Here is a 24556-nt window from a genome sequence, read left to right as displayed (position 1 = left end):
ATAAGAAAATTATTGGAGCTGGCGCGGCCGCTTGCCGACGGTGACGTCGAGCGTGGTTTCGCGGTTCTTGCGCAGGATGCGCAGCGGCGTTTTTTCGCCCGGCTCGAGCTGGGCGATGAGATTGAGCATCTCGCTGGTGTTGGCCACCGTCTTGCCGCCGACGGCCACCAGGATGTCGCCCGGGCGCATGCCGGCGCGGTCGGCCGGCCCGCCGCGCACGACGCCGGCGATGATGGCGCCGCTGGAGCGGCCCAGGCCAAAACTTTCGGCCAGCTCGGGCGTGATGTCCTGCGATTCGATGCCAATCCAGCCGCGCACGACCTGGCCGTGCTTGATGATCGAGTCCAGCACGTTCTTGGCCGTGCTGACGGGGATGGCGAAGCCGATGCCGACCGAGCCGCCGGTCTGCGAGTAGATGGCCGAATTAATGCCGAGCAGGTGGCCGTTGGTATCGACCAGCGCCCCGCCCGAGTTGCCGAAGTTGATGGCGGCGTCGGTCTGGATGAAATTCTCGAAATGGTTGATGTGCAGGTTGTTGCGGCCCAGCGCCGAGATGATGCCGAGCGTGACGGTCTGGCCGACACCGAAGGGGTTGCCGATCGCGAGCACGACGTCGCCGACCCGCGCCGCTTCGGGGTCGCCCAGCACCATGACCGGCAGGTTGCGCGCCGCGATGCGGATCACGGCAAGATCGGTTTCCGGGTCGGTGCCGACGATGCGTGCAGAGGCCTTGCGGCCGTCGGCCAGGCCGACCTCGATCACGTCGGCGCCTTCGATGACATGGTTGTTGGTGAGGATGTAGCCTTCGCCGCTGACGATCACGCCCGAGCCGAGGCTGGCCAGCTGCTCGTCGGGCGGCAGGCGGTCGCCGAAGAAGCGGCGGAAGAACGGGTCCTTCAGCAGCGGATGGGTCTCGCGCGAGGTTTTGCTGGTGAGGATGTTGACGACGGCCGGCATGGCGCGGCCGGCCGCATCGCGGTAGCTGCCGCTCGCCGGCACTGCCGGGCCCTGCAGCACCGGCACGCCCTTGCCGGGTGCGCCGACCTGGACCTGGGACGGCGCACGCTGCAGCCACTCGGGCCGCATGACCGTGACCACGAAATACAGCGCCAGCGCGACCGTGACGGCTTGCGCGAACAGCAGCCAGAAGCGGCGCAGCGCTCCCGGCGGCCGTTTCAGGTGTTGCGTGCCCGAAGGCCGGATTTCGTGGATGGTGTCTTTCACTTTTTCAGGGAATCACGGATTTCGCGCAGCAGGACGATGTCTTCCGGCGTGGCCACAGGGGCCGGCGCCGGCGCCTCGGCCGGGCCGCGCAGGCGGTTCACCAGCCGTACCATCTGAAAGATGACAAATGCGAGCAGGATGAAGTTCAGCAAAATGGTCAAAAAATTTCCGTATGCGAGTACCGCGCCGGCTTTTTGCGCTTCCGCAAGCGGCAAGCCTGTTCCCTGATTGTTCAAAGGGATATAGTAATTGGCAAAATCGAGGCCGCCGAACAACATCCCGATCGGCGGCATGATGACATCCTTCACCAGCGAATCGACGATGCGGCCGAAGGCGCCGCCAATGATCACGCCGACCGCAAGATCGACGACGTTGCCGCGCATTGCAAACTTTTTGAACTCGTCCATCATCGCCATCCGGCACCCCTTTCATTGTTATTGATGCAAACGACTCCATGATACCGCAAGGCCCCGTAGGCGGCGCACGGGCTTCTGCCGCCCTGCCCGTGGAACAGATATCACACCGGATGTGTCCGCTTGATAATTTTTTTCCAATCGGTATTGCCGTTCACATATAATTTTGTGTTGCTGGAAGCTCTTTATTAATTCTTAAGATTCGTATTTTCACGGAGTGGGGTTGGTATGAGTAATGAAAAGCAGGTCGATTCAGGCCGACGTGGACTGCTGGTCGCGACATGCGCCGCAGGCGGCGTCGTCGGGGTTTCCACGGCGGGAGTCCTCGTCAGCACCTTCCAGCCGTCCGAGCGCGCGAAAGCCGCAGGCGCTCCTGTCGAGGTCGATATCTCGGACGTCAAGCCGGGCGAAATGAAAGTCGTCGAATGGCGCGGCAGGCCGGTCTGGATCCTGCGCCGCACGCCGGAAATGCTGGCCACCCTCGACAAGGTCAGCGGCGAACTGGCCGACCCCAACTCCGAAAAGACATTCCAGCTGCCGATGCCGGAATACGCCAAGAACCCCTACCGCGCCCGCGCCGAGCACAAGGAAGTGCTGGTCACGGTCGGTATCTGCTCGCACCTGGGCTGCTCGCCGTCCTCGCGCCTGGCCTCCGGGCCGCAGCCGAACCTGCCCAACGACTGGCCGGGCGGCTTCCTCTGCCCCTGCCACGGCTCGACCTTCGACCTGTCGGCGCGCGTGTTCCAGAACAAGCCGGCGCCGACCAACATGGATGTTCCTCCGTACATGTACCTGTCCGATAACCGCCTGGTGATCGGCAAAGACGAGAAAGGCGAGGCATAACATGGGCGGCCCATTCAAGGAAACGCAGGTTCCCACCCACGCCTCGGCGGGCCAGAAGGCCCTGGCCTGGGTCGACGACCGCTTCCCGCTGTCGAAGCTGTGGAACGACCAGTGGGGCAAGTACTATGCCCCGAAGAATTTCAATGTCTGGTACCTGTTCGGCTCGCTGGCCATGCTGGTGCTGGTGCTGCAGATCGTCACCGGCATCTTCCTGACCATGCACTACAAGCCGGATGCCAACCTGGCCTTCGGCTCGGTCGAATACATCATGCGCGAAGTGCCGTGGGGCTGGCTGGTGCGCTACATGCACTCGACCGGCGCCTCGATGTTCTTCGTGGTGGTCTACCTGCACATGGCGCGCGGCCTGATGTACGGTTCCTACCGCAAGCCGCGCGAGCTGATCTGGCTGTTCGGCTTCGCGATCTTCCTGTGCCTGATGGCCGAAGCCTTCTTCGGCTACCTGCTGCCATGGGGGCAGATGTCGTACTGGGGTGCCCAGGTGATCGTCAACCTGTTCGGCGCGATTCCCCTGATCGGCGAGGACCTGTCGCTGTGGATCCGCGGCGACTACGTCGTCTCCGACGCCACCCTGAACCGCTTCTTCGCCTTCCACGTCATCGCCCTGCCGCTGGTGATCCTGGGCCTGGTCGCCGCCCACCTGGTCGCGCTGCACGAAGTCGGCTCGAACAACCCGGACGGCATCGAGATCAAGGACAACCTCGGTCCGGACGGCCATCCGGTCGACGGCATCCCGTCGCACCCGTACTACTCGGCCAAGGACTTCTTCGGCGTGGCGGTGTTCCTGTTCATCTTCTCGGCGATCGTGTTCTTCGCGCCTGAGATGGGCGGCTACTTCCTGGAATACAACAACTTCCTGCCGGCCGACTCGATGAAGACCCCGGCCCACATCGCGCCGACCTGGTACTTCACGCCGTTCTACTCGGTGCTGCGCGCCACCACCGCCGACTTCATGTACGTCCTGATGGCCGCGACCGCCGCCTACGTCGTGTTCATCTGGCTCAAGTCGCGCCTGGCCTACCGCACCAAGATCGTCATCGCCGCCATCGGCCTGGTCCTGATCATCGGCATGCTGCCGCAGGTGCTGGACGCGAAGTTCTGGGGCGTGGTGCTGTTCGGTTCGTCGGTGGTGATCATCGCCTTCCTGCCGTGGCTCGACCACTCGCCGGCGCGCTCGATCCGCTACCGTCCGGACTGGCACAAGTGGGTCTACAGCCTGTTCGCGCTGTGCTTCGTCACCCTGGGCTACCTCGGTACCCAGCTGCCGACCCCGGCCTACACGATCATCTCGCAAGTGGCGACCCTGCTGTACTTTGCGTTCTTCCTGTTGATGCCGTGGTGGAGCACGATGGGCCGGTTCAAGCCGGTGCCGACGCGCCTGACCTTCACGCCGCACTGATCGCAGAACAAGAAAGCACAAGGACACACCATGACATTCTTTGCGAAGAAACTGATTGCAGTCCTGGCGCTGGTGCCGGGACTGGTTTTCGCCGCCGAAGGCGGCATTGCGCTCGAGCCGGCACCGGAGCGTGCCGACCTGTCGTCGCTGCAGAACGGCGCCAAGCTGTTCGTCAACCACTGCCTGAACTGCCACTCGGCATCAGCCATGCGCTACAACCGCCTGCGCGACATCGGCTTGAGCGAAGAGCAGATCAAGAACAACCTGTTGTTTTCCCAAGACAAGGTTGGCGGCATGATGACGACGGCCATGCGTGCGGACGACGCCAAGGCCTGGTTCGGCTCGGTACCGCCGGATTTGTCGGTGATCGCACGCGCCAAGGCCTCGGCGGCCGGCAGCGGCGCCGATTACCTGTACACCTACCTGCGCACCTTCTACGCCGATGCCGAGCGCCCGACCGGCTGGAACAACATGGTCGTGCCGAACGTGGCCATGCCGCACGTGATGTGGCAGGAGCAGGGCATCCGTACCGCGAAATTCATCGAGGTGGACGACCCGCACGAGGCCGGCAAGAAGATGCAGAAGTTCAACGGCTTCGAGCAGGTGATGCCGGGCACGATGAGCGCGCAGGAGTTCGACACCGCGACCGCCGACCTGGTTGCCTACCTGGTCTGGATGGCTGAGCCAGCGCAAGACACGCGCAAACGCTTGGGCGTTATTGTGTTGTTGTTTCTTGCAGGATTTGCCTTCCTGGCCTGGCTCCTGAACAAATCGTACTGGAAAGACGTCAAGTAAATTCGCTTTCATTGCCCGGTTGGCTATAATACGGGCAATCATTTTTCGGGGTGAATCGCGAGGGAAGCACTGATTTATTCATGGCGGCGGTCTTGGCCCGGAGAAAAAACGCCCTGCTGCGTTGCAAATCCTCGCCATACCACGCGGTATGGCTGCGGTTTGCGCCTTGCCGGCCGCTTTTTCCATGGCCAATCCCATCCGCCAGAATAACTCAGTGCTTCCCTGGGCGCTTCACCCCATTGTTTCTTAAGGAACTATAAACCATGATGGTTCTCTACTCCGGCACCACGTGCCCGTTCTCCCAACGCTGCCGCCTCGTCCTGTTCGAAAAGGGCATGGACTTCGAGGTGCGCGACGTCGACCTGTTCAACAAGCCGGAAGACATCTCGACCATGAACCCGTACGGCCAGGTGCCGATCCTGGTCGAGCGCGAACTCATCCTGTACGAATCGAACATCATCAACGAGTACATCGACGAGCGCTTCCCGCACCCGCAGCTGATGCCGGCCGACCCGCTGATGCGCGCCCGTGCCCGCCTGATGCTGTTCAACTTCGAGAAGGAACTGTTCGTCCACGTGCACGTGCTGGAAAGCGAGCGCAACAAGACGAACGACAAGAGCCACGACAAGGCCCGTTCGGAAATCCGCGACCGCCTGACCACGCTGGCCCCGCTGTTCCTGAAGAACAAGTACATGCTGGGCGACGAGTTCTCGATGCTGGACGTCGCGATCGCCCCGCTGCTCTGGCGCCTGGACCACTACGGCATCGAACTGTCGAAGACCGCGGCCCCCCTGATGAAGTACGCCGAGCGCATCTTCTCGCGCCCGGCCTACATCGAAGCGCTGACCCCGTCCGAGAAAGTGATGCGACGCTGATCCTGCCGGCGGACCGCTTCGTCCGCCAGCGGCCCCGCGCTGCACGCTGTCGATGCACGCAGTGCGATTCGCGCAGTTCGATTCGCGCAGTTCGATTCGATTCACGCCGGTTTCGGACGCCCAATCGGCGATTCCGGTAAACTGGCGTGGTCGCCAAGTATTATTTATTTACCACAAACAATGTCAGAGATCTCCACGAAGCCCTACCTGCTGCGCGCCATCTATGAATGGTGCACGGACAGCGGCTACACGCCCTACCTTGCCGTCAAGGTCGACTCCGCCACGACGGTGCCGATGGAGTACGTGCGCAAGGGCGAGATCATCCTGAACATCAGCTACGGCGCCACCTCGGGCCTCAAGATGGACAACGACGCGATCCACTTCCGCGCCCGTTTCAACGGCGTCTCGCGCGAGCTGTACATCCCGGTGGCGAACGTGCTGGCGATTTATGCCAACGAGAACGGCCAGGGCATGGCCTTCGAGGTGAACGTGACGGCGGCCGACATGCCGGCGCCTGCCGCCTCCGACGACGCACCGGCCCCGGCCGGATTGTCGGCGGTGCCGGGCAGGACGGCCGACACGCAGGCTGCCGAGCCTGCTTCGACGTCCGGCGACGACGAACCGCCGAAGAAGGGCGGACGTCCGACCTTGACTCGCATCAAATAGCGTATAATCGTTGTTCTAAGATCAAGCCGACTTAGCTCATCAGGTAGAGCAGTTGATTTGTAATCATCAGGTGGCGGGTTCGAGTCCTGCAGTCGGCACCAGTATTCCATGCATCAAGCCCAGCCATTTGGCTGGGCTTTTTGCTTTCTGCAGCCGGCACGCCTGGACGCTAGATCCGGATGAACGCGCAACTCGTCAATACGAGACAATTTCGGTTCAACTGTGCGGCTCTGCTCAGCATTAACTGGCTATAATCCGCCTGTTAACTTCACCCATCGAAACCGATGAGCTCCCGCGTCCAGGTTCGTAACAATGTTCGTATCTCCGGTAACGGCTCGGCGACCATGGTGTTCGCCCATGGCTTCGGCTGCGACCAGACCATGTGGCGCTTCCTTGCGCCGGCCTACCACGATCGTTTCCGTACGCTTTCCTTCGACCTGGTCGGCAGCGGCGGCTCCGACCTGTCGGCCTATGATCGTGAAAAATACGCCAGCCTGCACGGCTACGCCGACGACCTGCTCGAGATCCTCGACGCGTGCGCGACCGGTCCGGTCGTGTTCGTCGGGCATTCGGTCAGCACGATGATCGGCCTGCTGGCCACGATCAAGGCACCGGAAAAATTCGTTGCGCAAGTCATGGTGGGTCCGTCGCCCTGCTACATCAACGATGGCGAGTATGCCGGCGGCTTCAGCCACGAGGACATCGGCGAGCTGCTCGAGACGATGGATGCGAACTACCTCGGCTGGTCCAACAGCATGGCCCCCGCCATCATGGGCGTGCCCAATCGCCCCGAGCTGCGCGAAGAACTGACCAACAGCTTCTGCCGCAACGATCCCGACATCGCCAAGCACTTTGCCCGGGTGACCTTCCTGTCCGATCACCGTGCGGACGTGCCGCGCTCGACGGTGCCGGCCCTGATCCTGCAATGCAGCGACGACCTGGTCGCGCCGCTGTCGGTCGGCGAATACCTGCACCGGAACCTGCCGTGCAGCACCCTGCACATCATCGACAACGTCGGCCATTGCCCGCACATGAGCGCGCCCACCGAAAGCTCGCGCGCGATCGACCAGTTCCTGGCACAGGCCTTGCGCTGACACGCCGTGTCCATTCCCTTACCTGCGGGCGAGGTCCTGTTCGACCATGCGGCCTGCGCGCTGCTGGTCACCGCTCCCGACGGGGTGATCCTGAGGGCGAGCAACACCGCTTGTACCTGGCTCGGCTACGACCATGAAGAGCTGGTCGGCAAGATCCGCATGCGGGACTTGCTGCCAGTAGGAGCGCGCCTGTTCTATCACACGCACTGCCAGCCGATCCTGCAGGTGCAGGGTTCCGTGGCGGAGATCCAGGTCGACCTGCGCAACCGCCGCCAGGAACGCTTCCCGGTCCTGATCAACATCATGCGGCGCCAGGAGGGCGAGCAGCCCATCGACCATTGGGCCATTTTCAAGGCTTCCGACCGCCAAGCCTACGAGCGCGAACTGTTACATGCCCGGAAGGCGGCCGAGGCAGCGCTGGAAGCGCGGCGCGACGCCGAAGAAGCACTCAAACGGCTCAACGCCCAACTGTCGGCAGCCGATCGCCGGAAGGATGAATTCCTGGCGACGCTGTCGCACGAACTGCGCAACCCGCTCGCCCCGATGCGCAGCGCGCTGGACGTGCTCACGCTGAAGTTCGCCCGCAGCGCGGATGGCCGCCTGCTGCAGGCCTTCGACCGCCAGCTGCGGCACCTGACCCGCCTGGTCGACGACTTGATGGAGGTGTCGCGCATCACGCAGGGACGCATGCAGCTGCGCCGTGCCCCGGTCGAGCTGTCGACGCTGGTGCGCGCCGCCGCCCAGGACCTGGCGGCTACCATGGAAGCGGCAGGACATACCTTGCGCCTCGACATTGCGCACGGTGCGGTCATGGTGGACGGGGATGCCACGCGGCTGTCCCAGGTCGTGTTGAACCTGCTGACCAATGCCGCCAAATACACGCCGAACGGCGGCCTCATCGAGCTGCACCTGGCCAGCGAGGACGGCATGGCGGAGATACGCGTGTGCGACGACGGCATCGGCATCCCGCTCGAAGCGCTGGGCAACATCTTCGACATGTTCTCCCAGCTCGAGCCGGCGCTGGACCGGGCCAAGGGTGGCCTGGGCATCGGCCTGGCCCTGGTGCGCGGCATCGTCGAACTGCACGGCGGCAGCATCCGGGCGGACAGCGCGGGAACCGGCAAGGGCAGCACCTTCAGCGTGCGCCTTCCGCTGTCGGCGCAGGCAAGCAGTCCTGCCGCGGCGGCGGCGGTCGATGCAAGCCCGGTCCGGGTGCGTGTGCTGGTGGTGGACGACAACGAGGATGCGGCGCAAATCCTGGCGATGGCGCTCGAATGCGCCGGCTGCGACATCCGCGTCGCCCATTCGGCCGGCGCCGCGCTGGCGCTGCTGCCCGCCTTTGCGCCCGAGGTGGCCCTGCTCGACATCGGCCTGCCGGACATGAACGGCTACGAGCTGGCGCGCCGCGTGCGCCTGCTGCCGGAAGGTGAACGCATGATGCTGATCGCGGCAACCGGCTGGGGACAGCAGAAGGACCGCGAGCGTGCCTTCGATGCCGGATTCGACCACCACCTGACCAAGCCGATCGATTTCGAATTGCTGCGCACCCTGCTGCAGCGCGTAGGCAGCAGCAAGGACTTCGACAGATGAGCGAGCAATCCATGGCGAACCGGAACAGAAAGAGGGATATCGCAAGGATGGTTGCCGTGAAGCACCCGCCTTATTGTTGCCGTATGGAAGACAATTGCATGATTGTATTATTTGTTCTATGGTCACCCACGCCGAAGTAGCCTTCGATCACGTCGTTTCGCCCTCCAACCCTTTCCGTCCACCCGTTTCATAGTCAATCCATGGCAACTACCCTGGTCGCAGTCAGCCACACAACCCTGTGTGCACCCGATGCAGCTGGCCACGCACTCGCGGAATCGATTCGTCCGACATTACACGGAGAGCGCCCGGACGTGCTGATCGTTTTTGCGTCGCCCGAATTCGCTTTCCAGCCCTTGCTTTCTGCGCTGGAAACCGCGTGCCAGCCGCGCTTGCTGGTCGGCTGCTCATCGGCCGGCGAATTTTCCGGTTGCTCCACAGGCACTGCGTCTGTGTCCGTGATGGCGATCCGGACAGACGACATCCTGTTTCGTGCCGGACTGGGCAAGGGCCTGCGCAGTAACCCAAGCAGCGCGCTCGACCAGGTAATGCCCGTCTTTAGCGGCGGAGATCATCCGGAATTCCCCTATCGCAGCGCGTTGGTGCTGACCGATGCGCTGGCCGGGTATGTCGACGAGATCATTCACGAAATGACGGTGCGTACTGGCGGTACCTACCAACTGTTCGGTGGCGGGGCGGCCGACGACGCCGAGTTTCATGAAACGCATGTATTCATAGGGACCGAAGAGCATACCGATGCGATCGTCGTGTTGGAAATGCTCTCCAAAAAACCCATTGGCCTGGGCGTGCGCCACGGCTGGCAACCCAGCAGCCCTGCGCTGCGTGTTACCGAAGCCTTGGGCAATCGTCTGGTGAGCTTGAATGCCACGCCTGCAGTAGAAGTGTTTGCCGAGCATGCGCACGCTACCGGACAAACCTTCGACCCGGCCGACCCGCTCCCCTTTTTCCTGCACAATGTGATCGGCATCGACACCGGGGACGGCTACAAGCTGCGGGTACCGCTGACCCTCAACGATGACGGTTCAATTTCCTGTGCGGCCGAGGTTCCTGTCGGGGCGACAGTGCGCATCATGGCGGCCGACGTGAGCTCTGCGTGCGAGGCAGCGCGCCAGGCTTCCGCGGCAGCGCTCGCGGGACTGGAAGGCGGCGAGCACGCAGGCTCGCTGCTGTTCGATTGCGCAGCTACCCGACTACGGCTGGGACGTGAATTCGGCGCCGAGCTCGACGCGGTGGCCGCGACGCTTGGCTCGGATAATTTCGTAGGCTGTAATACATACGGTCAAATTGCCAGGAGCACGGGGCAGTTCAGCGGCTTCCACAATTGCACCGCCATCGTGTGTGCCATCCCTCGCTGAGCGTCGATGATTCCGTTCGAGCTTGTATCCATCTTCATCGGCCTGCAGAGGCCCGAGGCGAGGTTCGCTGCGACGGAGGAGCTGGCCCGCTATGCCGGCGTCCCACAGGTTCTGTTGTTTGGCAGGGACCCGGAGCTGGGAATATTCTTGCCCGCCCCCGGATTGCCCCAGACACTACGCGCCGGGCGGCGCTGGCAAGACTTTCTGCGCCAGTGCGCAAACGCCGGTAGCGCGGGGGCGTCCCTGCCGCTGCCCAGCGGACCGGCAGAGGCGCCTGTCTGGGGCCGATGTGATTCCACGGCGAGCGTTATCGTCGTTTTCGTCGGGGCACAACCTGCATCGCCGGTGCAGGCTGCCATCGCCGCACTATTGCCTCTACTGGCCGCAAAGTTGCTCGGCGAACGTGCCGAACTGGCCGCTGAAGGCCATGCTGCTGCTGCACGTGACAGCAACCGCCGCGCGAGCGAACTGAATGCCGCTCTCGACGTCAGCCGGAGAGAACTGCAGAGCGCTTACCAACGGGCCGAAAACGAACTGGCGTCACGGCGCATGATCGAGGCCAAGCTGCGCGATGCGGACCGCCGCAAAGATGAGTTCCTGGCGATGCTCGCGCACGAGTTGCGAAACCCGCTCGCCCCGATCGGCATGGCAGCCCAGATCTTGCGGCTGGGGCAATCAACGCCGGCGCGCATCAAGGATACCTGCGAGATTATCGACCGCCAGGTTGCTCACATGACCAATCTGCTCGACGACTTGCTCGACGTTTCGCGTGTCACCGGCGGCCTCGTGGAACTCGCACTGGAATTGCACGACATGTGTGCGATCGTGGGCGACGCGGTAGAGCAGGCCCGACCATCGATCGAGGCACGCCAGCACCGCCTGGTGCTGGCGCTCCCGGCGCAAGCGGTGCTGGTGCATGGCGACAGCACCCGGCTTGTCCAGATCGTCACCAACCTGCTCAACAACGCCAGCAAATACACGCCACCGGGCGGTGTCATTGCGCTGGAACTGAAATATGACGAAGCGGCGGTGCACGTTATCGTGCGAGACAGCGGCATCGGTATCGAACCTGCCCTGCTGCCGCATGTCTTCGATCTGTTTGTTCAAGGGGAACGCTCGCCGGACAGGGCGCAGGGTGGCCTGGGCGTGGGCCTGGCCCTGGTGAAAAGCCTGGTTGAGCGGCATGGGGGTAGCGTCAGCGTCTCCAGTGCCGGAGAGGGCACCGGCAGCGAGTTTACGATCCGGTTACCCCTTGTGCATAGCGTCGCTCCGGCGCTGCCCCCGAGCCGGAACGCCCCGACGCCATCCAACGACGAACTCGACATACTGATCGTTGACGATAACGTCGATGCGGCCGACACCCTGTCGATGTTTCTCAATACGATTGGATATCGGTCGCGTGTTGCTTACGAAGGCCGCGGCGCACTGGCTCTGGCAGCGCAGGCTGCGCCCGATGTCCTGCTGCTGGATATCGGCCTTCCGGATATGGACGGCTACACGCTGGCTCGCCAGATGCGCGCGCTGCCCCACACCGGCAGCGCGACGCTCATTGCGCTGACCGGATATGGCCAGCCGACAGACCGCGCATATGCAATCGAAGCAGGCTTCAACCATCACCTGACCAAGCCCGTGGACACGACGGCCCTTCTTCGATTGCTCGAGAACGCTGCGAAAAAGCTCGCCACCTGAGGCAGTCCCGCAAGGAAGCTGGAGCAGAAATGACATGCCGCTATACCATGGAACACCCGCCTGACTGTCAGGCGACCTTCCCTCCCGCATCGACGTAGGCAGAAAGAAAGCTGTCGAAGCTGACGTGGCGCTGGTGTGGATAGTGGTTCCCCTGTCCCTCCCCTTTCGGCAGCGCAGCCCAGATCCTTGCCACCTTCGGCATGACCGCTTCCAGCTCCCCTGCCTTGATCTGCTCGATCACCCCCAGGCTGCGCAGGATTTCCACCGCAATCAAATCCTGCGTCTGCGGCGAAAAGTCCGTCAATCCCAGCTTGCCCCCGTGGTGCCGCCAGGTCGGCCGCGTGATCTGGTACATCCCGGCCGCGGTCGACTTGCCGTCGATGCCCGCCCCCGGGTGCGTGGAGGTATCCTTGAAGCGCCAGCGGTCGTTGCGGCGCCCCTTGAGCGCGCCATACTTGAAGTCGTAACCGCCGCCCTCCGCCTCGGCAATCGCTTTCAGGAAGGCTGCGACATTCGGGTGCGACAGGAATTCCGCGTTTGCCGCACGGCGTTCCTTGATGTGCTGGTCCATACCGCCTCCTCATGCAGGCCACATGAAGCCATCTTAGGAAGCGGGTAAACGTCACGGTTGAGGCAGCTCAGCAGGATGCGCGCGTTCGATCCTTGTCATGGAGACCGGACAGACGGCTTGTGGATGAGCAAGATGGACCTTGGGAAAAGTTGGCCGGAAGTAGCGTTGCACGGGCTTGCGGCGCGCGCCGCGCGCCCGTGCGAGACCGGCCTCAACTGGCCTTGAACACCAGCGCCGCCACGCGCTGCAGCTTCGGATACACCACCGGCACCGTCAGCATGGTGCTGCCGATGGCCATCAACAGCAGCGCCGTGAAGGTTTCGCTGGTGATGATCGCCTTGTCGAGCAGGATGTTGGCGAAGATGATCATGATCAAGGCCTTGGTCTGCAGCAGCCAGCCGATGATCGAGGCCTCGCCTTCTCCCCACTTCAGCACGCGGCCGGCGATGTGGACGCCGGCCAGCTTGCCCGCCACCGAAGCGACCAGCAGCACGCCTGCCGCGACGAACACCGCCGAGCCGCCCACCGCCCAGTTGGTGCGCAGGCCAGTGCTGAGGAAAAATACCGGCATCAGGACCAGCAGCACGTTATGGCGCAGGAAGTCCAGGCGCTCCTGGTTGAACCATTTCGCGTCCATCACGGCGCCGGCCAGGAAGGCGCCGACCATGTAGTGCAGGCCGGCCCAGTCCGAGGCCAGGGCGCAGATCGCCAGCCAGATGAGCGCCACATACCAGCGGTCGCGCTCTTCCAGGCGGACCATCAGGCGGCGGTACAGCCAGGTGGCGGCGCCGAAGGCGACCAGGAAACCGAGCTGGCGGCCGACCCGCTCCCAATCCAGCAGGATCAGCGCCAGCACGCCCCAGATCGCGATGTCGTCCAGGCTCGCATAACGCAGGATGCGCTGGCCGATCGGCTCGCGCAGGATCGCCAGCTTTTCCATCAGGAGGATCAGGATCGGCAGCGCCGTCACCGCGCAGGCCATGCCCACGCCCAGCACGAACTGCCAGTCGCGCGCCTTGGGGCCGATCCAGCCGGCGTAGCCGAGCATGCCGAGCGCCGCCACGCTGCCGAACAGCAGCGGCGTGCCCAGCGCCAGCCCGGCCGTGATCGTGCTTTCGCGGCGGTGCTCCCAGGCTTTCTTCAGGTCGAGTTCGATCCCGGCCAGCATCACGAAGATCATCACGCCCCACCAAGCCACGCCGTTCAGGCAGGCGATCACTTCCGGGTTGAAGACGAAGGCGTAGTACTCGGGGTAGGCGCGGCCCAGGATGCCCGGTCCCAGCAGGACGCCGGTAATGATCTGCACCACGACCAGCGGGGCGAAATAGTCGGTATTCCCCAGCCGCCAGATCAGGTAGGGCAGCGTGAAGATGATCAGCATCGCGATCAGGAAAATCTCGGTGGTCCCCATTGCGGCGTGCATGGCCTCTCCCTTTGTCGTTGTCGTTGTGGCCGCAGCGTCATCCGGGCCGTGTGCAGCCTGCTATTGTTGCCCGAAATATCCACTTTGCGGCAATTGGAAACGATACCACAGCCACGAATCGTCAGTACATGGGCCGGAGACAACAACTGCGGGCAGGCTACGCTGCTTCAGGAAGTTTCTTGAAGGGCAGGAAACTGTGCCAGAATCCGAATTGCAATATTTGTTTGACCACGATTTCACCCGGTGCTATAGTCGGGAAAAAGCCGGTGGTAACGTTTCCAATCTTGCGACAACATTACCGACAAACACGGCACACCACGGAGACACGATGTTCACAGTACGCACCCTGGCGGCAGCCTGCGCGTGGCTCGCCGGCGCCTTTGCGGCGAGCGCATGGACGACGGCGATGCCGGTGCATGCCGCGTCGCTGCATGCCGCGCCGAAGGCCGAGGTGATCCACTGGTGGACGTCGGGCGGCGAATCCGCCGCCGTCCGGCAGGTTGCCCAGGCCTACCGCGATGCCGGCGGCGTCTGGATCGACACCGCGATCGCCGGCGGCGACCAGTCGCGCGCGGTGACCATCAACCGCATCGTCGGCGGCAACCCGCCCACCGCCGCCCAGTTCAACACCTCCAAGCAGTTCCTCGACGTGATCGAGGCGGACATGCTCATCAACGTCGACGTGGTGGCGCGCGCCCAGAACTGGGACCAGATGCTGCCCGCGCCGATCATCGACGTGATCAAGGTGGGTGGCCACTACTATGCGGTGCCGCTGAACATCCACATGCAGACCTGGTTCTGGTATTCGAAGGCCGCTTTCCAAAAAGCCGGCATCACACGGGAGCCGGCCAGCATGGCCGAATTCTTCGCCGCCCTCGACAAGCTGAAGGCGGCCGGCATCGTCCCCCTCGCCCACGGCGGCCAGGCCTGGCAGGAGACCGTGCTGTTCTCGGCCATCCTGGCCAACATGGGCGGCAAGGAGCTGTACCTGAAGGCGATGCGCGACCGCGACCAGGCGACCCTGCTGTCTCCGGCCTTTCGCGACGTGCTGCTGGCCTTCAAGCGCCTGAAGTCGTATGTCGATGCCGGCTCGCCGGGCCGCAACTGGAACGACGCCACGGCCATGGTCATCGCCGGCCGGGCCGGTTTCCAGGTGATGGGCGACTGGGCCAAGGGCGAATTCACGAACGCGCGCCAGGTGGCGGGCCGGCACTACGGCTGCATGGCCGGCCTCGGCCCGGCCTCGCCCTACCTGATCCAGGGCGACGTGTTCGTCTTCCCGCGCACCAGGGACGCCCAGACCGTCAAGGCCCAGCAGCTGCTGGCGCAGGTCGTCTCGCAGCCGACGCTGCAGGTGGGCTTCAGCAAACTGAAGGGGTCGATCCCGGTGCGCACCGATGTCGATGCCGAGGAACTCGACCTGTGCGCGCAAAAAGGCATCGCGATCATGAAGGACCGTTCGCGCCAGGCCGGCGTCACCGAGGTCTACCTCACGCCGGACCAGAACGGCGCCATGCAGGACGTGCTCACCGCCTACTGGAACACGAGCATGACGGCCGAGAAGGCCCAGAAGAGCATCGCCAACGCCCTCAAATACTGACGCCATGTTCATCCACCGCGCCAACAAGATCGCTCCACGTATCGCGCCGCACCTGGCCCTGCTGCCGATGGCGCTGACGGTGCTGGTCGCCTACATCGGCGCGGCGCTGTGGACGTTCAAGACCTCGTTCACCGCCTCGCGCACCTTCGCCTCCGACAACTTCATCGGGGCGGCGCAGTACATCCGCCTGTTCGACAACGAGCGCTGGCTGCTCTCGCTGAACAACCTGGCCGTGTACGGCGCGCTGTTCATCGTCGCCTGCATGGTGCTCGGCTTCCTGCTGGCTGCCTTCATCGACCAGAACGTCACCGGCGAAGGTGTCTTGCGCACCGTGTTCCTGTATCCGTATGCGATGTCCTTCATCGCCACCGGCCTGGTATGGCAGTGGATGCTGGCGCCCGGCGCCGGCATCGAGGGCGCGGTGCGCCGGCTCGGTTTCACGCACTTCAGCTTCGACTGGCTGATCGACCAGGACATGGTGATCTACACGGTCGTCATCGCCGCCGTCTGGCAGGCCTCGGGCCTGGTGATGGCGCTGATGCTGGCCGGCCTGCGCGGCATCGACCCGGAAATCTACAAGGCGGCGCGCCTGGACGGCATCCCGGCCTGGCGCGTTTACCTGCAGATCGTGCTGCCGATGCTGGGCCCGACGGTGGCCACCGTATTCCTGCTGCTGTGCACCGCCGTGGTGAAACTGTACGACGCGGTGGTCGCCATGACCGGCGGCGGGCCCGGCACGGCGAGCGAGGTGCCGGCCAAGTTCATCATGGACCACCTGTTCCTGCGCTCGAACATCGGCCTGGCCTCGGCCGGCGCGGTGACCCTCCTGATTCCGGTGCTGGCCCTGCTGGCGCCGTATGCCTACGCACGCAGCCGGAGCAAGCGCGCATGAGCCATTCCAGCCTGCAGGCGATCGCCCCCGTGCTGCCCGCCGAGTCTGCTCCCGCATCCGCGCCCCGGCTGCGCCGCAGGCGCCTGTCGCCGGCGCGCATCGGCGTGTATGCCTTCCTGTTCAGCGCCGCGCTGTACTTCCTGCTGCCGCTGTACGTCATGATCATCACGTCCTTCAAGTCGATGGACGAGATCAGGAGCGGCAACGTGTTCGCCCTGCCGCTGCTGGCCACGGTGGAACCCTGGCAGCAGGCCTGGAGCCAGGTCAGCGGCGGCTTCTGGAATTCGGTGGCGATCACGGTGCCCAGTACCATCATCCCGATCCTGCTGGGCGCCATCAATGGGTACGCGCTGTCGTTCTGGCGCCCGCGCGGCGCCAACATCCTGTTCGGCGTGCTGCTGGCCGGCGCCTTCATCCCGGTGCAGGTCATGATCTACCCGCTGGTGTGGATGATGGCGCGCGCCGGCGTGTTCGGTTCGCTGCCGGCCATCGTGCTGGTGCACGTCATCTTCGGCATGCCGATCATGACGCTGCTGTTCCGGAATTACTATGCGTCGGTGCCCCATGAACTGTTCCAGGCGGCGCGCATCGACGGCGGCGGCTTCTGGCGCATTTTCATCCAGGTGATGCTGCCGATGTCGCTGCCGATCGTCGTGGTGGCCGCCATCATGCAGGTGACCGGCGTGTGGAACGACTACATCCTGGGCCTGGTCTTTGCCGGCCGCGACAACGCGCCGATGACGGTGCAGCTGAATAACGTGATCAACACCACCACCGGCCTCCGCCTGTACAACGTGAACATGGCCGCGACCATGCTCACGGCGGCGGTGCCGCTGGCGATCTATTTTGTTTCCGGGCGCTGGTTCGTGCGCGGCATTGCCGCCGGCGCGGTCAAGGGTTGAACAAGGGCTGAACATGTCGAACGTCCACCTACGCAAACTGTGCATCACCCGCGGCGGCAACCAGGTCATCCGCGACCTCGACCTGCAGGTCGAGCCGGGCGAGTTCCTGGTGCTGCTCGGGCCTTCGGGCTGCGGCAAGTCGACCCTGCTGCACAGCATCGCCGGCCTGATCGACCTCAGCGACGGATCGATCGAGATCGGCGGGCGCGACATGAGCGATGCCGACCCGAGCGAACGCGGCATCGGCATGGTGTTTCAATCCTATGCGCTGTACCCGACCATGACGGTGGAGAAGAACATGTCCTTCGGCCTGCGCATTGCCGGCGCGCCGAAGGCCGAGATCGCGCGCCGCGTGCAGCGTGCGGCCGAGATGCTGCAGCTCGAATCCCTGCTGGACCGTAAACCGGCCCAGCTGTCGGGCGGCCAGCGCCAGCGCGTGGCGATCGGCCGCGCCCTGGTGCGTGAGGCGGGCGTGTACCTGTTCGACGAACCGCTGTCGAACCTGGACGCCAAGCTGCGCGCCGAACTGCGCCGCGAACTCAAGCTGCTGCACGGGGCGCTCGGCTCGACCATGATCTACGTCACCCACGACCAGGCCGAGGCGATGACCCTGGCCACCCGCATCGTCGTGATGCAGGGCGGGCGCATCCAGCAGATCGGCACCCCGAGCGAAGTGTACGAACGCCCGGCCAACCGCTTCGTGGCAGGCTTCCTCGGCTCGCCGTCGATGAATTTCGTCGAGGGGCAGCTGGAAGGAACATTGGAAGTCCAGCGCCGTTTCAGCGCCGGCGCCCTGGCCGTGACCCTGCCGTCCGACTGCGTCGCCGCGATGGGCGCGGTGACGCTGGCGGTGCGCCCGGAAGACATCCATCTCCAGCCCGACGGCCCCTTGAAGGCGAGCGTGACCCTGGTCGAGCCGATGGGCAACCACCAGGTCGTGTGGCTGGACTGCGGCGGCCATGTCCTGTCGAGCATCGTGCACGATCCGCGTCCGCTGGCGATGGGGCAGGCGGTGCGCTTCGCGATCGACGTGGCGCGGGTCTCGCTGTTCGACCCGGCCAGCGGCAGGCGTTTGTGAAAGCTGCCGGTGTCAGTTGGATGCAGTATGCTTCAGTATTCATCGAATAATCCCTCAACCAGGTAAGGATCGTCAGTGGCAACCATCAAGGACGTAGCGCGTCTCGCCGGAGTCGGCCTCGGCACCGCCTCGCGCGTGGTCAGCGGCAAGGGCTCGGTGTCGCCGGCCACGCTCGAGCGCGTGCGCAAGGCGATCGACGAACTGGGATTCCGCCCTTCGCATGCGGCGCGCGCCCTGCTGTCGGGCACCAGCCAGATGATCGGCGTCTACATCCCCGTCCTGAGCGGCACCTTTTATACGCCGATCCTGCAGATCATCGACACCGAACTGCGCGCCGCCGGCCTGCACATGGTGGTGGCCTTCGGCGTCGGCCTGGGCGACGCGCGCCGCCAGGCAATGGAGGGCATCGAGTTCCTGGTCGAACGCGGCTGCGACGGCATCATCATGATGACCAGCGCCCTGAACGACGACGACCTGGCCACCCTCGGCGGCAGGCAGCGCCAGCTGGTGGCCCTGAACCACGAGTTCAGCGGCATCCCGGAGCAGTGCTTCACGGTGGACCACGTGCTCGGCGGGCGCCTCGCCGCGCGCACCCTGCTCGACTACAAGCACCGCGACATCGCCGTCATCGCCGGCCCGGCGGCCCTGGCCGACAACGTGGCCCGCATCAAGGGTTTCATGGACGAGCTGGAAAGCGAAGGCATCGACACCGGCAAGCTGTGGGTGATGGAAAGCGACTTTTCTCCTGCCGGCGGCTGGGCCGCGGCCAAGGAGCTGGTCGAATCCGGCCGGACGTGCTCCGCCCTGTTCTGCGCCAACGACGAGATGGCGGTGGGCGCGCTGTCCTATTTCCAGGAAGCCGGCATCAGCGTGCCGCGCGACCTGTCCGTGATCGGCTACGACGACACGCCCAGCGCCGCCTTCTCGGCCCCGCGCCTGACCTCGGTGCACATGCCGTGGCGCGAAATGACGCTCAACGGCCTCAATGCCCTGCTCAACCGCTGCTACGACCTGCACCGCCCGGTATCGCGCACCTTCCCGGTGAGCGTGACGCTGCGCGCGTCGCTGGCCAAGGCGGCCGAGGGGCCGAGTGCCCGGAACCGCAAGAAATGAGGCATGCCGCCCACACGGGGCCGCTCGCCGGCCTTTTTTTTTAGATTGCAAATGGAAAGCTTTCCAAATATTCTTCAAGTAATTTCTTTAAATTGAGCCGCGACCATGACAATAACTAACAGCCCCGAGCCGACCGCACCCGTGCGCGGCGATTTCGCCCCCGACTTCCTGTGGGGTTGTGCCACCTCCTCGTACCAGATCGAAGGGGCCGGGTCGACCGACGGCCGGGTCGAATCGATCTGGGACCGCTTCGCCGCCACGCCCGGTAAAGTCAAGGATGGCTCCAACGGTTCGGTCGCCTGCGACCACTACCACCGCTGGCCGGAAGATTTTGACATCGGCCGCGACATGGGCCTGAACGCCTACCGCTTCTCGATCGCTTGGCCGCGCATCTTTTCGAGCGTCGGCGGCAAGCCGAACGACAAAGGCTTGGATTTCTACTCGCGCCTGGTGGACGGCATGCTGGAACGCGGCCTGCAGCCCTGGGCCACGCTGTATCACTGGGACCTGCCGCAGTTCCTGCAGGACCGCGGCGGCTGGAACGAGCGCGCCACCGTCGACGCCTACCTGGCTTTCGTGGATGCGATGACGCGCCGCCTGGGCGACCGCGTGCAGCACTGGATCACCCACAACGAGCCGTGGTGCACGGCGATCATCGGCAACTTCGAAGGCTGGCATGCGCCGGGCAACACCGACTTCAAGACCGCGCTGCAGGTGGCGCACCACGTGCTGCTCTCGCACGGCAAGGCGGTGCCGCTGATCCGTGCGAACGTGGCAAACGCAAAGGTCGGCATCGCCCTCAGCCTGCACCCGGTGCGCCCGGCGAGCAGCACGCCGGAAGACATCGCCGCCAGCGCGCGCCACGACGGCCTGCGCTACCGCTGGTTCCTCGACCCGCTGTACGGCCGCGGCTACCCGCAGGCGACCCTGGAAGCCATCGGCGAGGCGGCGCCGATCGTGCTGCCGGGCGACCTCGAGGCGATCGCCGTGCCGACCGACTTCCTCGGCGTGAACTACTACTTCCCCGAGACCATCCGGCACGATCCTGGCCACGCGCCGCTGGGCGCGCGCGTGCTGCCCCCGGGCGACGGCGTCGAGACCACCGCCATGGGCTGGGAAGTGGCGCCGCAAGGGCTGGCCGAGCTCCTGATGCGCATCGAGAGCGACTACCGGCCGGGCCCGATGTACGTCACCGAGAACGGTTCCTGCTATACGGACGAAGTCGGCCCGGACGGCGAAGTGGACGACGTCCAGCGCCGCCGTTACCTGATGCGCCACCTGACCACCCTGAAATCGGCCATCCGCGACGGCGCGCCGGTGAAGGGATACTTTGCCTGGAGCCTGCTCGACAACTTCGAATGGGCGGAGGGCTACCGGAAGCGCTTCGGGCTCACCCACATCGACTACGCCACCCAGCAGCGCCGCCTGAAGAGCAGCGGCAAGTGGTACCGCTCGTTCCTGCGCGGCGAGTGACCGATCAACGATACAACTACCATCACCAGCGAGACAGCCTATGACACCCATGCTCCGCAATCCCGTACTGGCGCTTGCCGTCGCGCTTGCCCTGCCCGCCATTCCTGCCCACGCTGCTGCGCAGGCGACCACGCAATTGACTGACTGGCCGCGCATCACCAGCGCCATCGGCAAGGATGCCGCCCTCGAAAAGCGCGTCGCCGAGATCGTCGGCAAGATGACGCTGGCCCAGAAGATCGGCCAGATGACCCAGCCCGAGATCAAGAGCGCCACGCCGGAAGACGTGCGCCGCTACTACCTGGGCTCGGTGCTCAACGGCGGCGGCAGCTGGCCGAACGGGAACAAGCATGCCAAGGCAGCCGAATGGCTGGCGCTGGCGCAGCGCTACCACGAGGCCTCGATGTCCACCGACATGGCGGTCAAGGTGCCGGTGGTGTGGGGCACCGACGCGGTCCATGGCCACAACAACGTGTTCGGCGCCACCCTGTTCCCGCACAACATCGGCCTGGGGGCGGCGCGCAACCCGAAGCTGCTGGAGGAGATCGGCGCGGCCACGGCGAAGGCCACGCGCGCCAGCGGCATCGCCTGGGTGTTCGGCCCGACCCTGGCCGTGGTGCGCGACGACCGTTGGGGACGCACCTACGAAAGCTACTCGGAACATCCTGACATCGTCAAAAGCTATGCCGGCGCCTATGTGCGCGGCATGCAGGGCAAGCTGAAGGACGACGCCAACACCATCGCCACCGCCAAGCATTTCATCGGCGATGGCGGCACCGAGTTCGGCAAGGACCGCGGCGTGAACAAGTCGAGCAGGTCGCAGATGATCAACATCCACGGCGCCGGCTACTACCCGGCGCTGCAGGCCGGCGTACAAACCGTCATGTCCTCGTTCAACTCGTGGAACGACGTGTCGACCGGCACCGACTACGGCAAGCTGCACGGCAGCCGCACCATGCTCACCGACGTGCTCAAGACCAAGATGGGCTTCGACGGTTTTGTGATCACCGACTGGAACGGGCACGGCGAAGTGCCGGGCTGCAGCAACGACAGCTGCGCCGCCGCGATCAATGCCGGCAACGACATGATCATGGTGCCGGACGACTGGAAAGCCTTCATCGCCAACACCATCAAGCAGGTGGAAAGCGGAGAAATCCCGATGGCGCGCATCGACGATGCGGTGACGCGCATCATCCGTGTGAAACTGCGCGCCGGCCTGTTCGACAAGAGCCCGGCCCAGAACGCGTATGCCGGCAAGGACGACGCGATGCAGCCGCGCGAGCTGGCGCGCCGCGCCGTACGCGAGTCGCTGGTGCTGCTCAAGAACGACAGCCCGGTCCTGCCGATCGCACGCGGCAAGAAGATCCTGGTGGTGGGCAAGACCGCGGACGACATGTCGAACCAGACCGGCGGCTGGTCGATCACCTGGCAGGGCACCGCCAACACCAATGCCGACTTCCCGAACGGGGACACGATCCTGGCCGGCATCCGCGAGGCGGCAGGCCAGGACAAGGTGACGTTTAGCGCCGACGCCAGGGGTGTCGACGTCTCGGCATTCGACGTGGTGGTGGCCGTGGTCGGCGAGCGCCCGTATGCGGAAGGCGACGGCGACATCGGCCCCAGCGGCACCCTGCGCCACAGCGGCCGCTATCCGGAAGACCTGGCCGTGCTGCAGGCGGTCGCCGGCAAGGGCAAGCCGGTGGTGACCGTGTTCGTCTCGGGCCGCCCGCTGTACGTCAACGATCTGTTGAACCTGTCGGACGTGTTCGTGGCCGCCTGGCTGCCGGGCACCGAGGGCAAGGGCGTGTCGGACCTGCTGGTGGCCGGCCCCAAGCGCTACGACTTCACCGGCAAGCTGCCGTTCTCGTGGCCGAAGTCGGCCTGCCAGACCGACTTGAACGTCGGCGACAGGAACTACGCGCCGCTGTTCGCGTATGGCTACGGCCTCAAAACGGCGACGCGCTCGAAGGTCGGCAAGCTCGATGCCGCCTACCCGGCCGGCGGCTGCGGCGTGTCCAATACCTTCCCGGTGTTCAGCCAGGCCGATCGCGCCAGCTTCCCGCTGGCGATCACGAGCAGCGGGCAGCAGCTGGTGCTGGGAGCCGACCTGAACGCCACCTTCCGCCTGCCTGGCGTGACCGTGCAGACCGCGCAGGTGAATACCCAGCAGGATGCCAAGCTGGTGACCTGGACCGGTCCCGCCACGATCGAGGCGCGCGGCGCCCGTGCCATGGTGCTGCCGGCTGCGGCCAGCGCCAATGCGGCCCTGCGCTTCGACACCATCGTCTCCGGCGCACCGGCCGGTAAAGTATCGATGCGCATGGGCGGCGGCGCGGTCGATGCCACGGCGCTGTTCGCGCGCCTGGCCGGCAAGGGCAAGCAAACCGTGAAAATTCCGCTGGCCTGCTTCCAGGCCCGTGGCACCGACCTGGCCAAGGTGGACACGCCGTTCAGCGTGAGCAGCGACGCGGCCTTCGCGGCGGCCTTTACCAACATCGAGATCGCCGGCGGCGCCGCAGGCGAACCCGACGCCGTGCGCTGCGAGGAACTCAAATGAGGGAACTGCGCCTGCTTGCCGACATCGGCGGCACCAATGCGCGCTTCGCGCTGGAGTCCGGCGCTGGGCAGTTCGCCGACATCGAGGTGCTGGCCTGCGCCGATTACGCGACCCTGGGCGAAGCCATGGGGGCTTACCTCGGCCGGGCCGCGGCGCGCGGCCTGGCGGCGGACAGCGTGCGCCAGGCCGCGCTGGCGATCGCCAACCCGGTCGAGGAAGACCGGGTCAGCATGACCAACCACCACTGGAGCTTCTCGATCGAGGCGCTGCGCCGGCAGCAGGGCCTCGACACGCTGCTGGTGGTGAACGACTTCGCCGCGCTGGCGATGGCCTTGCCGCACCTGCCACCGGAGGGACGCCTGCGTATCGGCGGCGGCGTCGAGCTGCAGGATGGACGACCTGCGCGCCCCATCGGGCTGATCGGCCCCGGCACCGGCCTGGGCGTGTCCGGCGTGATCCCGGCGGGCAAGCGCTGGATCGCGCTGGCGAGCGAAGGCGGCCATGTGAGCTTCGCGCCGGCCAACAGGGACGAAGTGGCGATCCTGGAAGCCTTGTGGAGCGAGTACGGGCACGTCTCGGCCGAGCGCCTGTTGTCGGGCATGGGACTGGAGCTGATTTACTGGGCGCTGACCGGACGCCGGCTCGACGCGCCGGCCATCACGGGAGCGGCGATCGCGGGCGAATCGGACGACTGCCGGCGCACCGTCGAGATCTTCTGCGGCATCCTCGGCAGCGTGGCGGGCAACGTCGCACTGACCCTGGGCGCGACCGGCGGCATGTATATCGGTGGCGGCATCGTGCCGCGACTTGGTAAACTGTTCACCGAATCGTCTTTCCGCGCGCGCTTCGAGGACAAGGGGCGCCTGGGCCCCTACCTGGCGCGCATCCCGACTTACCTGATCACCGAGCAGTACCCGGCGCTGCGCGGCGTCTCCGCGATGCTGCCGGAACGAACCGCATCGCCGCAATAA

21 protein-coding genes and 1 tRNA gene are annotated in these 24556 nt (G+C 65.0%); 18 read left to right on the top strand and 4 right to left on the bottom strand.

Features of this window, described 5'->3' with window-relative positions; all coding sequences use genetic code 11:
* Positions 1-9 precede the first annotated feature (9 nt).
* Positions 10-1158, bottom strand: coding sequence for a Do family serine endopeptidase (locus ACFFJK_RS03785; protein ID WP_379677858.1), 1149 nt, complete (start codon positions 1156-1158; stop codon positions 10-12).
* A gap of 62 nt (positions 1159-1220) precedes the next feature.
* Complete coding sequence (gene mscL, locus ACFFJK_RS03780; protein WP_379677776.1) at positions 1221-1640, bottom strand: large conductance mechanosensitive channel protein MscL; 420 nt, start codon at positions 1638-1640, stop codon at positions 1221-1223.
* A 225-nt stretch (positions 1641-1865) separates the two neighbouring features.
* Between mscL and petA the strand changes: the two genes are divergently transcribed.
* The 10 genes from petA to ACFFJK_RS03730 all read left to right on the top strand — a co-directional run bounded on the left by petA (position 1866) and on the right by ACFFJK_RS03730 (position 11979).
* Entirely contained in the window at positions 1866-2480 is a 615-nt protein-coding gene (gene petA / locus ACFFJK_RS03775; protein ID WP_379677775.1) for a ubiquinol-cytochrome c reductase iron-sulfur subunit, read from the top strand.
* A 1-nt stretch (position 2481) separates the two neighbouring features.
* Entirely contained in the window at positions 2482-3897 is a 1416-nt protein-coding gene (locus ACFFJK_RS03770) for a cytochrome b (protein WP_379677774.1), read from the top strand.
* A gap of 30 nt (positions 3898-3927) precedes the next feature.
* Complete coding sequence (locus tag ACFFJK_RS03765) at positions 3928-4692, top strand: cytochrome c1 (protein WP_379677773.1); 765 nt, start codon at positions 3928-3930, stop codon at positions 4690-4692.
* 263 nt (positions 4693-4955) lie between these two features.
* Complete coding sequence (locus tag ACFFJK_RS03760; protein WP_036252914.1) at positions 4956-5567, top strand: glutathione S-transferase N-terminal domain-containing protein; 612 nt, start codon at positions 4956-4958, stop codon at positions 5565-5567.
* 180 nt (positions 5568-5747) lie between these two features.
* Positions 5748-6233, top strand: a complete 486-nt coding sequence (locus ACFFJK_RS03755) for a ClpXP protease specificity-enhancing factor (RefSeq protein ID WP_379677772.1) — start codon at positions 5748-5750, stop codon at positions 6231-6233.
* 25 nt (positions 6234-6258) lie between these two features.
* Positions 6259-6334, top strand: a tRNA-Thr gene (locus tag ACFFJK_RS03750).
* A gap of 183 nt (positions 6335-6517) precedes the next feature.
* Complete coding sequence (locus tag ACFFJK_RS03745; RefSeq protein ID WP_379677771.1) at positions 6518-7327, top strand: alpha/beta fold hydrolase; 810 nt, start codon at positions 6518-6520, stop codon at positions 7325-7327.
* 6 nt (positions 7328-7333) lie between these two features.
* Positions 7334-8917 (top strand): hybrid sensor histidine kinase/response regulator, encoded by a 1584-nt coding sequence (locus ACFFJK_RS03740; RefSeq protein ID WP_379677770.1) that lies wholly within the window; start codon positions 7334-7336, stop codon positions 8915-8917.
* Positions 8918-9117: 200 nt separating this feature from the next.
* Positions 9118-10290, top strand: a complete 1173-nt coding sequence (locus ACFFJK_RS03735) for an FIST signal transduction protein (RefSeq protein ID WP_379677769.1) — start codon at positions 9118-9120, stop codon at positions 10288-10290.
* A gap of 6 nt (positions 10291-10296) precedes the next feature.
* Positions 10297-11979 carry a hybrid sensor histidine kinase/response regulator gene (locus ACFFJK_RS03730; protein ID WP_379677768.1) on the top strand — a complete coding sequence of 561 codons (1683 nt, stop codon included), beginning with the start codon at positions 10297-10299 and terminating at the stop codon, positions 11977-11979.
* A 67-nt stretch (positions 11980-12046) separates the two neighbouring features.
* Here the strand turns inward: ACFFJK_RS03730 and ACFFJK_RS03725 are convergent, their stop codons facing one another.
* Positions 12047-12550 carry a glycoside hydrolase family 24 protein gene (locus tag ACFFJK_RS03725; RefSeq protein WP_379677767.1) on the bottom strand — a complete coding sequence of 168 codons (504 nt, stop codon included), beginning with the start codon at positions 12548-12550 and terminating at the stop codon, positions 12047-12049.
* A 211-nt stretch (positions 12551-12761) separates the two neighbouring features.
* Entirely contained in the window at positions 12762-13973 is a 1212-nt protein-coding gene (locus ACFFJK_RS03720; RefSeq protein ID WP_379677766.1) for a cation:proton antiporter, read from the bottom strand.
* Between the two features lie 328 nt (positions 13974-14301).
* Between ACFFJK_RS03720 and ACFFJK_RS03715 the strand changes: the two genes are divergently transcribed.
* From ACFFJK_RS03715 to ACFFJK_RS03680, 8 genes are all read left to right on the top strand, one after another.
* Positions 14302-15573 carry an ABC transporter substrate-binding protein gene (locus tag ACFFJK_RS03715; RefSeq protein ID WP_379677765.1) on the top strand — a complete coding sequence of 424 codons (1272 nt, stop codon included), beginning with the start codon at positions 14302-14304 and terminating at the stop codon, positions 15571-15573.
* Positions 15574-15577: 4 nt separating this feature from the next.
* Positions 15578-16465: a carbohydrate ABC transporter permease gene (locus ACFFJK_RS03710; RefSeq protein ID WP_379677764.1), complete on the top strand. Its 888-nt coding sequence runs from the start codon at positions 15578-15580 to the stop codon at positions 16463-16465.
* Complete coding sequence (locus ACFFJK_RS03705; RefSeq protein WP_379677763.1) at positions 16462-17367, top strand: carbohydrate ABC transporter permease; 906 nt, start codon at positions 16462-16464, stop codon at positions 17365-17367. The genes ACFFJK_RS03710 and ACFFJK_RS03705 overlap by 4 nt, the downstream gene beginning before the upstream one ends.
* A gap of 13 nt (positions 17368-17380) precedes the next feature.
* Entirely contained in the window at positions 17381-18445 is a 1065-nt protein-coding gene (locus tag ACFFJK_RS03700; RefSeq protein WP_379677762.1) for an ABC transporter ATP-binding protein, read from the top strand.
* 75 nt (positions 18446-18520) lie between these two features.
* Complete coding sequence (locus ACFFJK_RS03695) at positions 18521-19558, top strand: LacI family DNA-binding transcriptional regulator (protein WP_379677761.1); 1038 nt, start codon at positions 18521-18523, stop codon at positions 19556-19558.
* A 105-nt stretch (positions 19559-19663) separates the two neighbouring features.
* Positions 19664-21031, top strand: a complete 1368-nt coding sequence (locus ACFFJK_RS03690; protein ID WP_379677760.1) for a GH1 family beta-glucosidase — start codon at positions 19664-19666, stop codon at positions 21029-21031.
* A gap of 49 nt (positions 21032-21080) precedes the next feature.
* Positions 21081-23585, top strand: a complete 2505-nt coding sequence (locus ACFFJK_RS03685; RefSeq protein ID WP_379677759.1) for a glycoside hydrolase family 3 protein — start codon at positions 21081-21083, stop codon at positions 23583-23585.
* On the top strand, positions 23582-24556 hold the full coding sequence (locus tag ACFFJK_RS03680; protein WP_379677758.1) for a glucokinase: 975 nt from the start codon (positions 23582-23584) through the stop codon (positions 24554-24556). The genes ACFFJK_RS03685 and ACFFJK_RS03680 overlap by 4 nt, the downstream gene beginning before the upstream one ends.

The sequence above is a fragment of the Massilia consociata genome, assembly GCF_042432755.1.
Taxonomy (GTDB): Bacteria; Pseudomonadota; Gammaproteobacteria; order Burkholderiales; family Burkholderiaceae_D; genus Telluria; species Telluria consociata.
The sequence above is the reverse complement of the archived record's forward strand: the minus strand, read 5'-3'. Positions and strand labels throughout refer to the sequence as shown.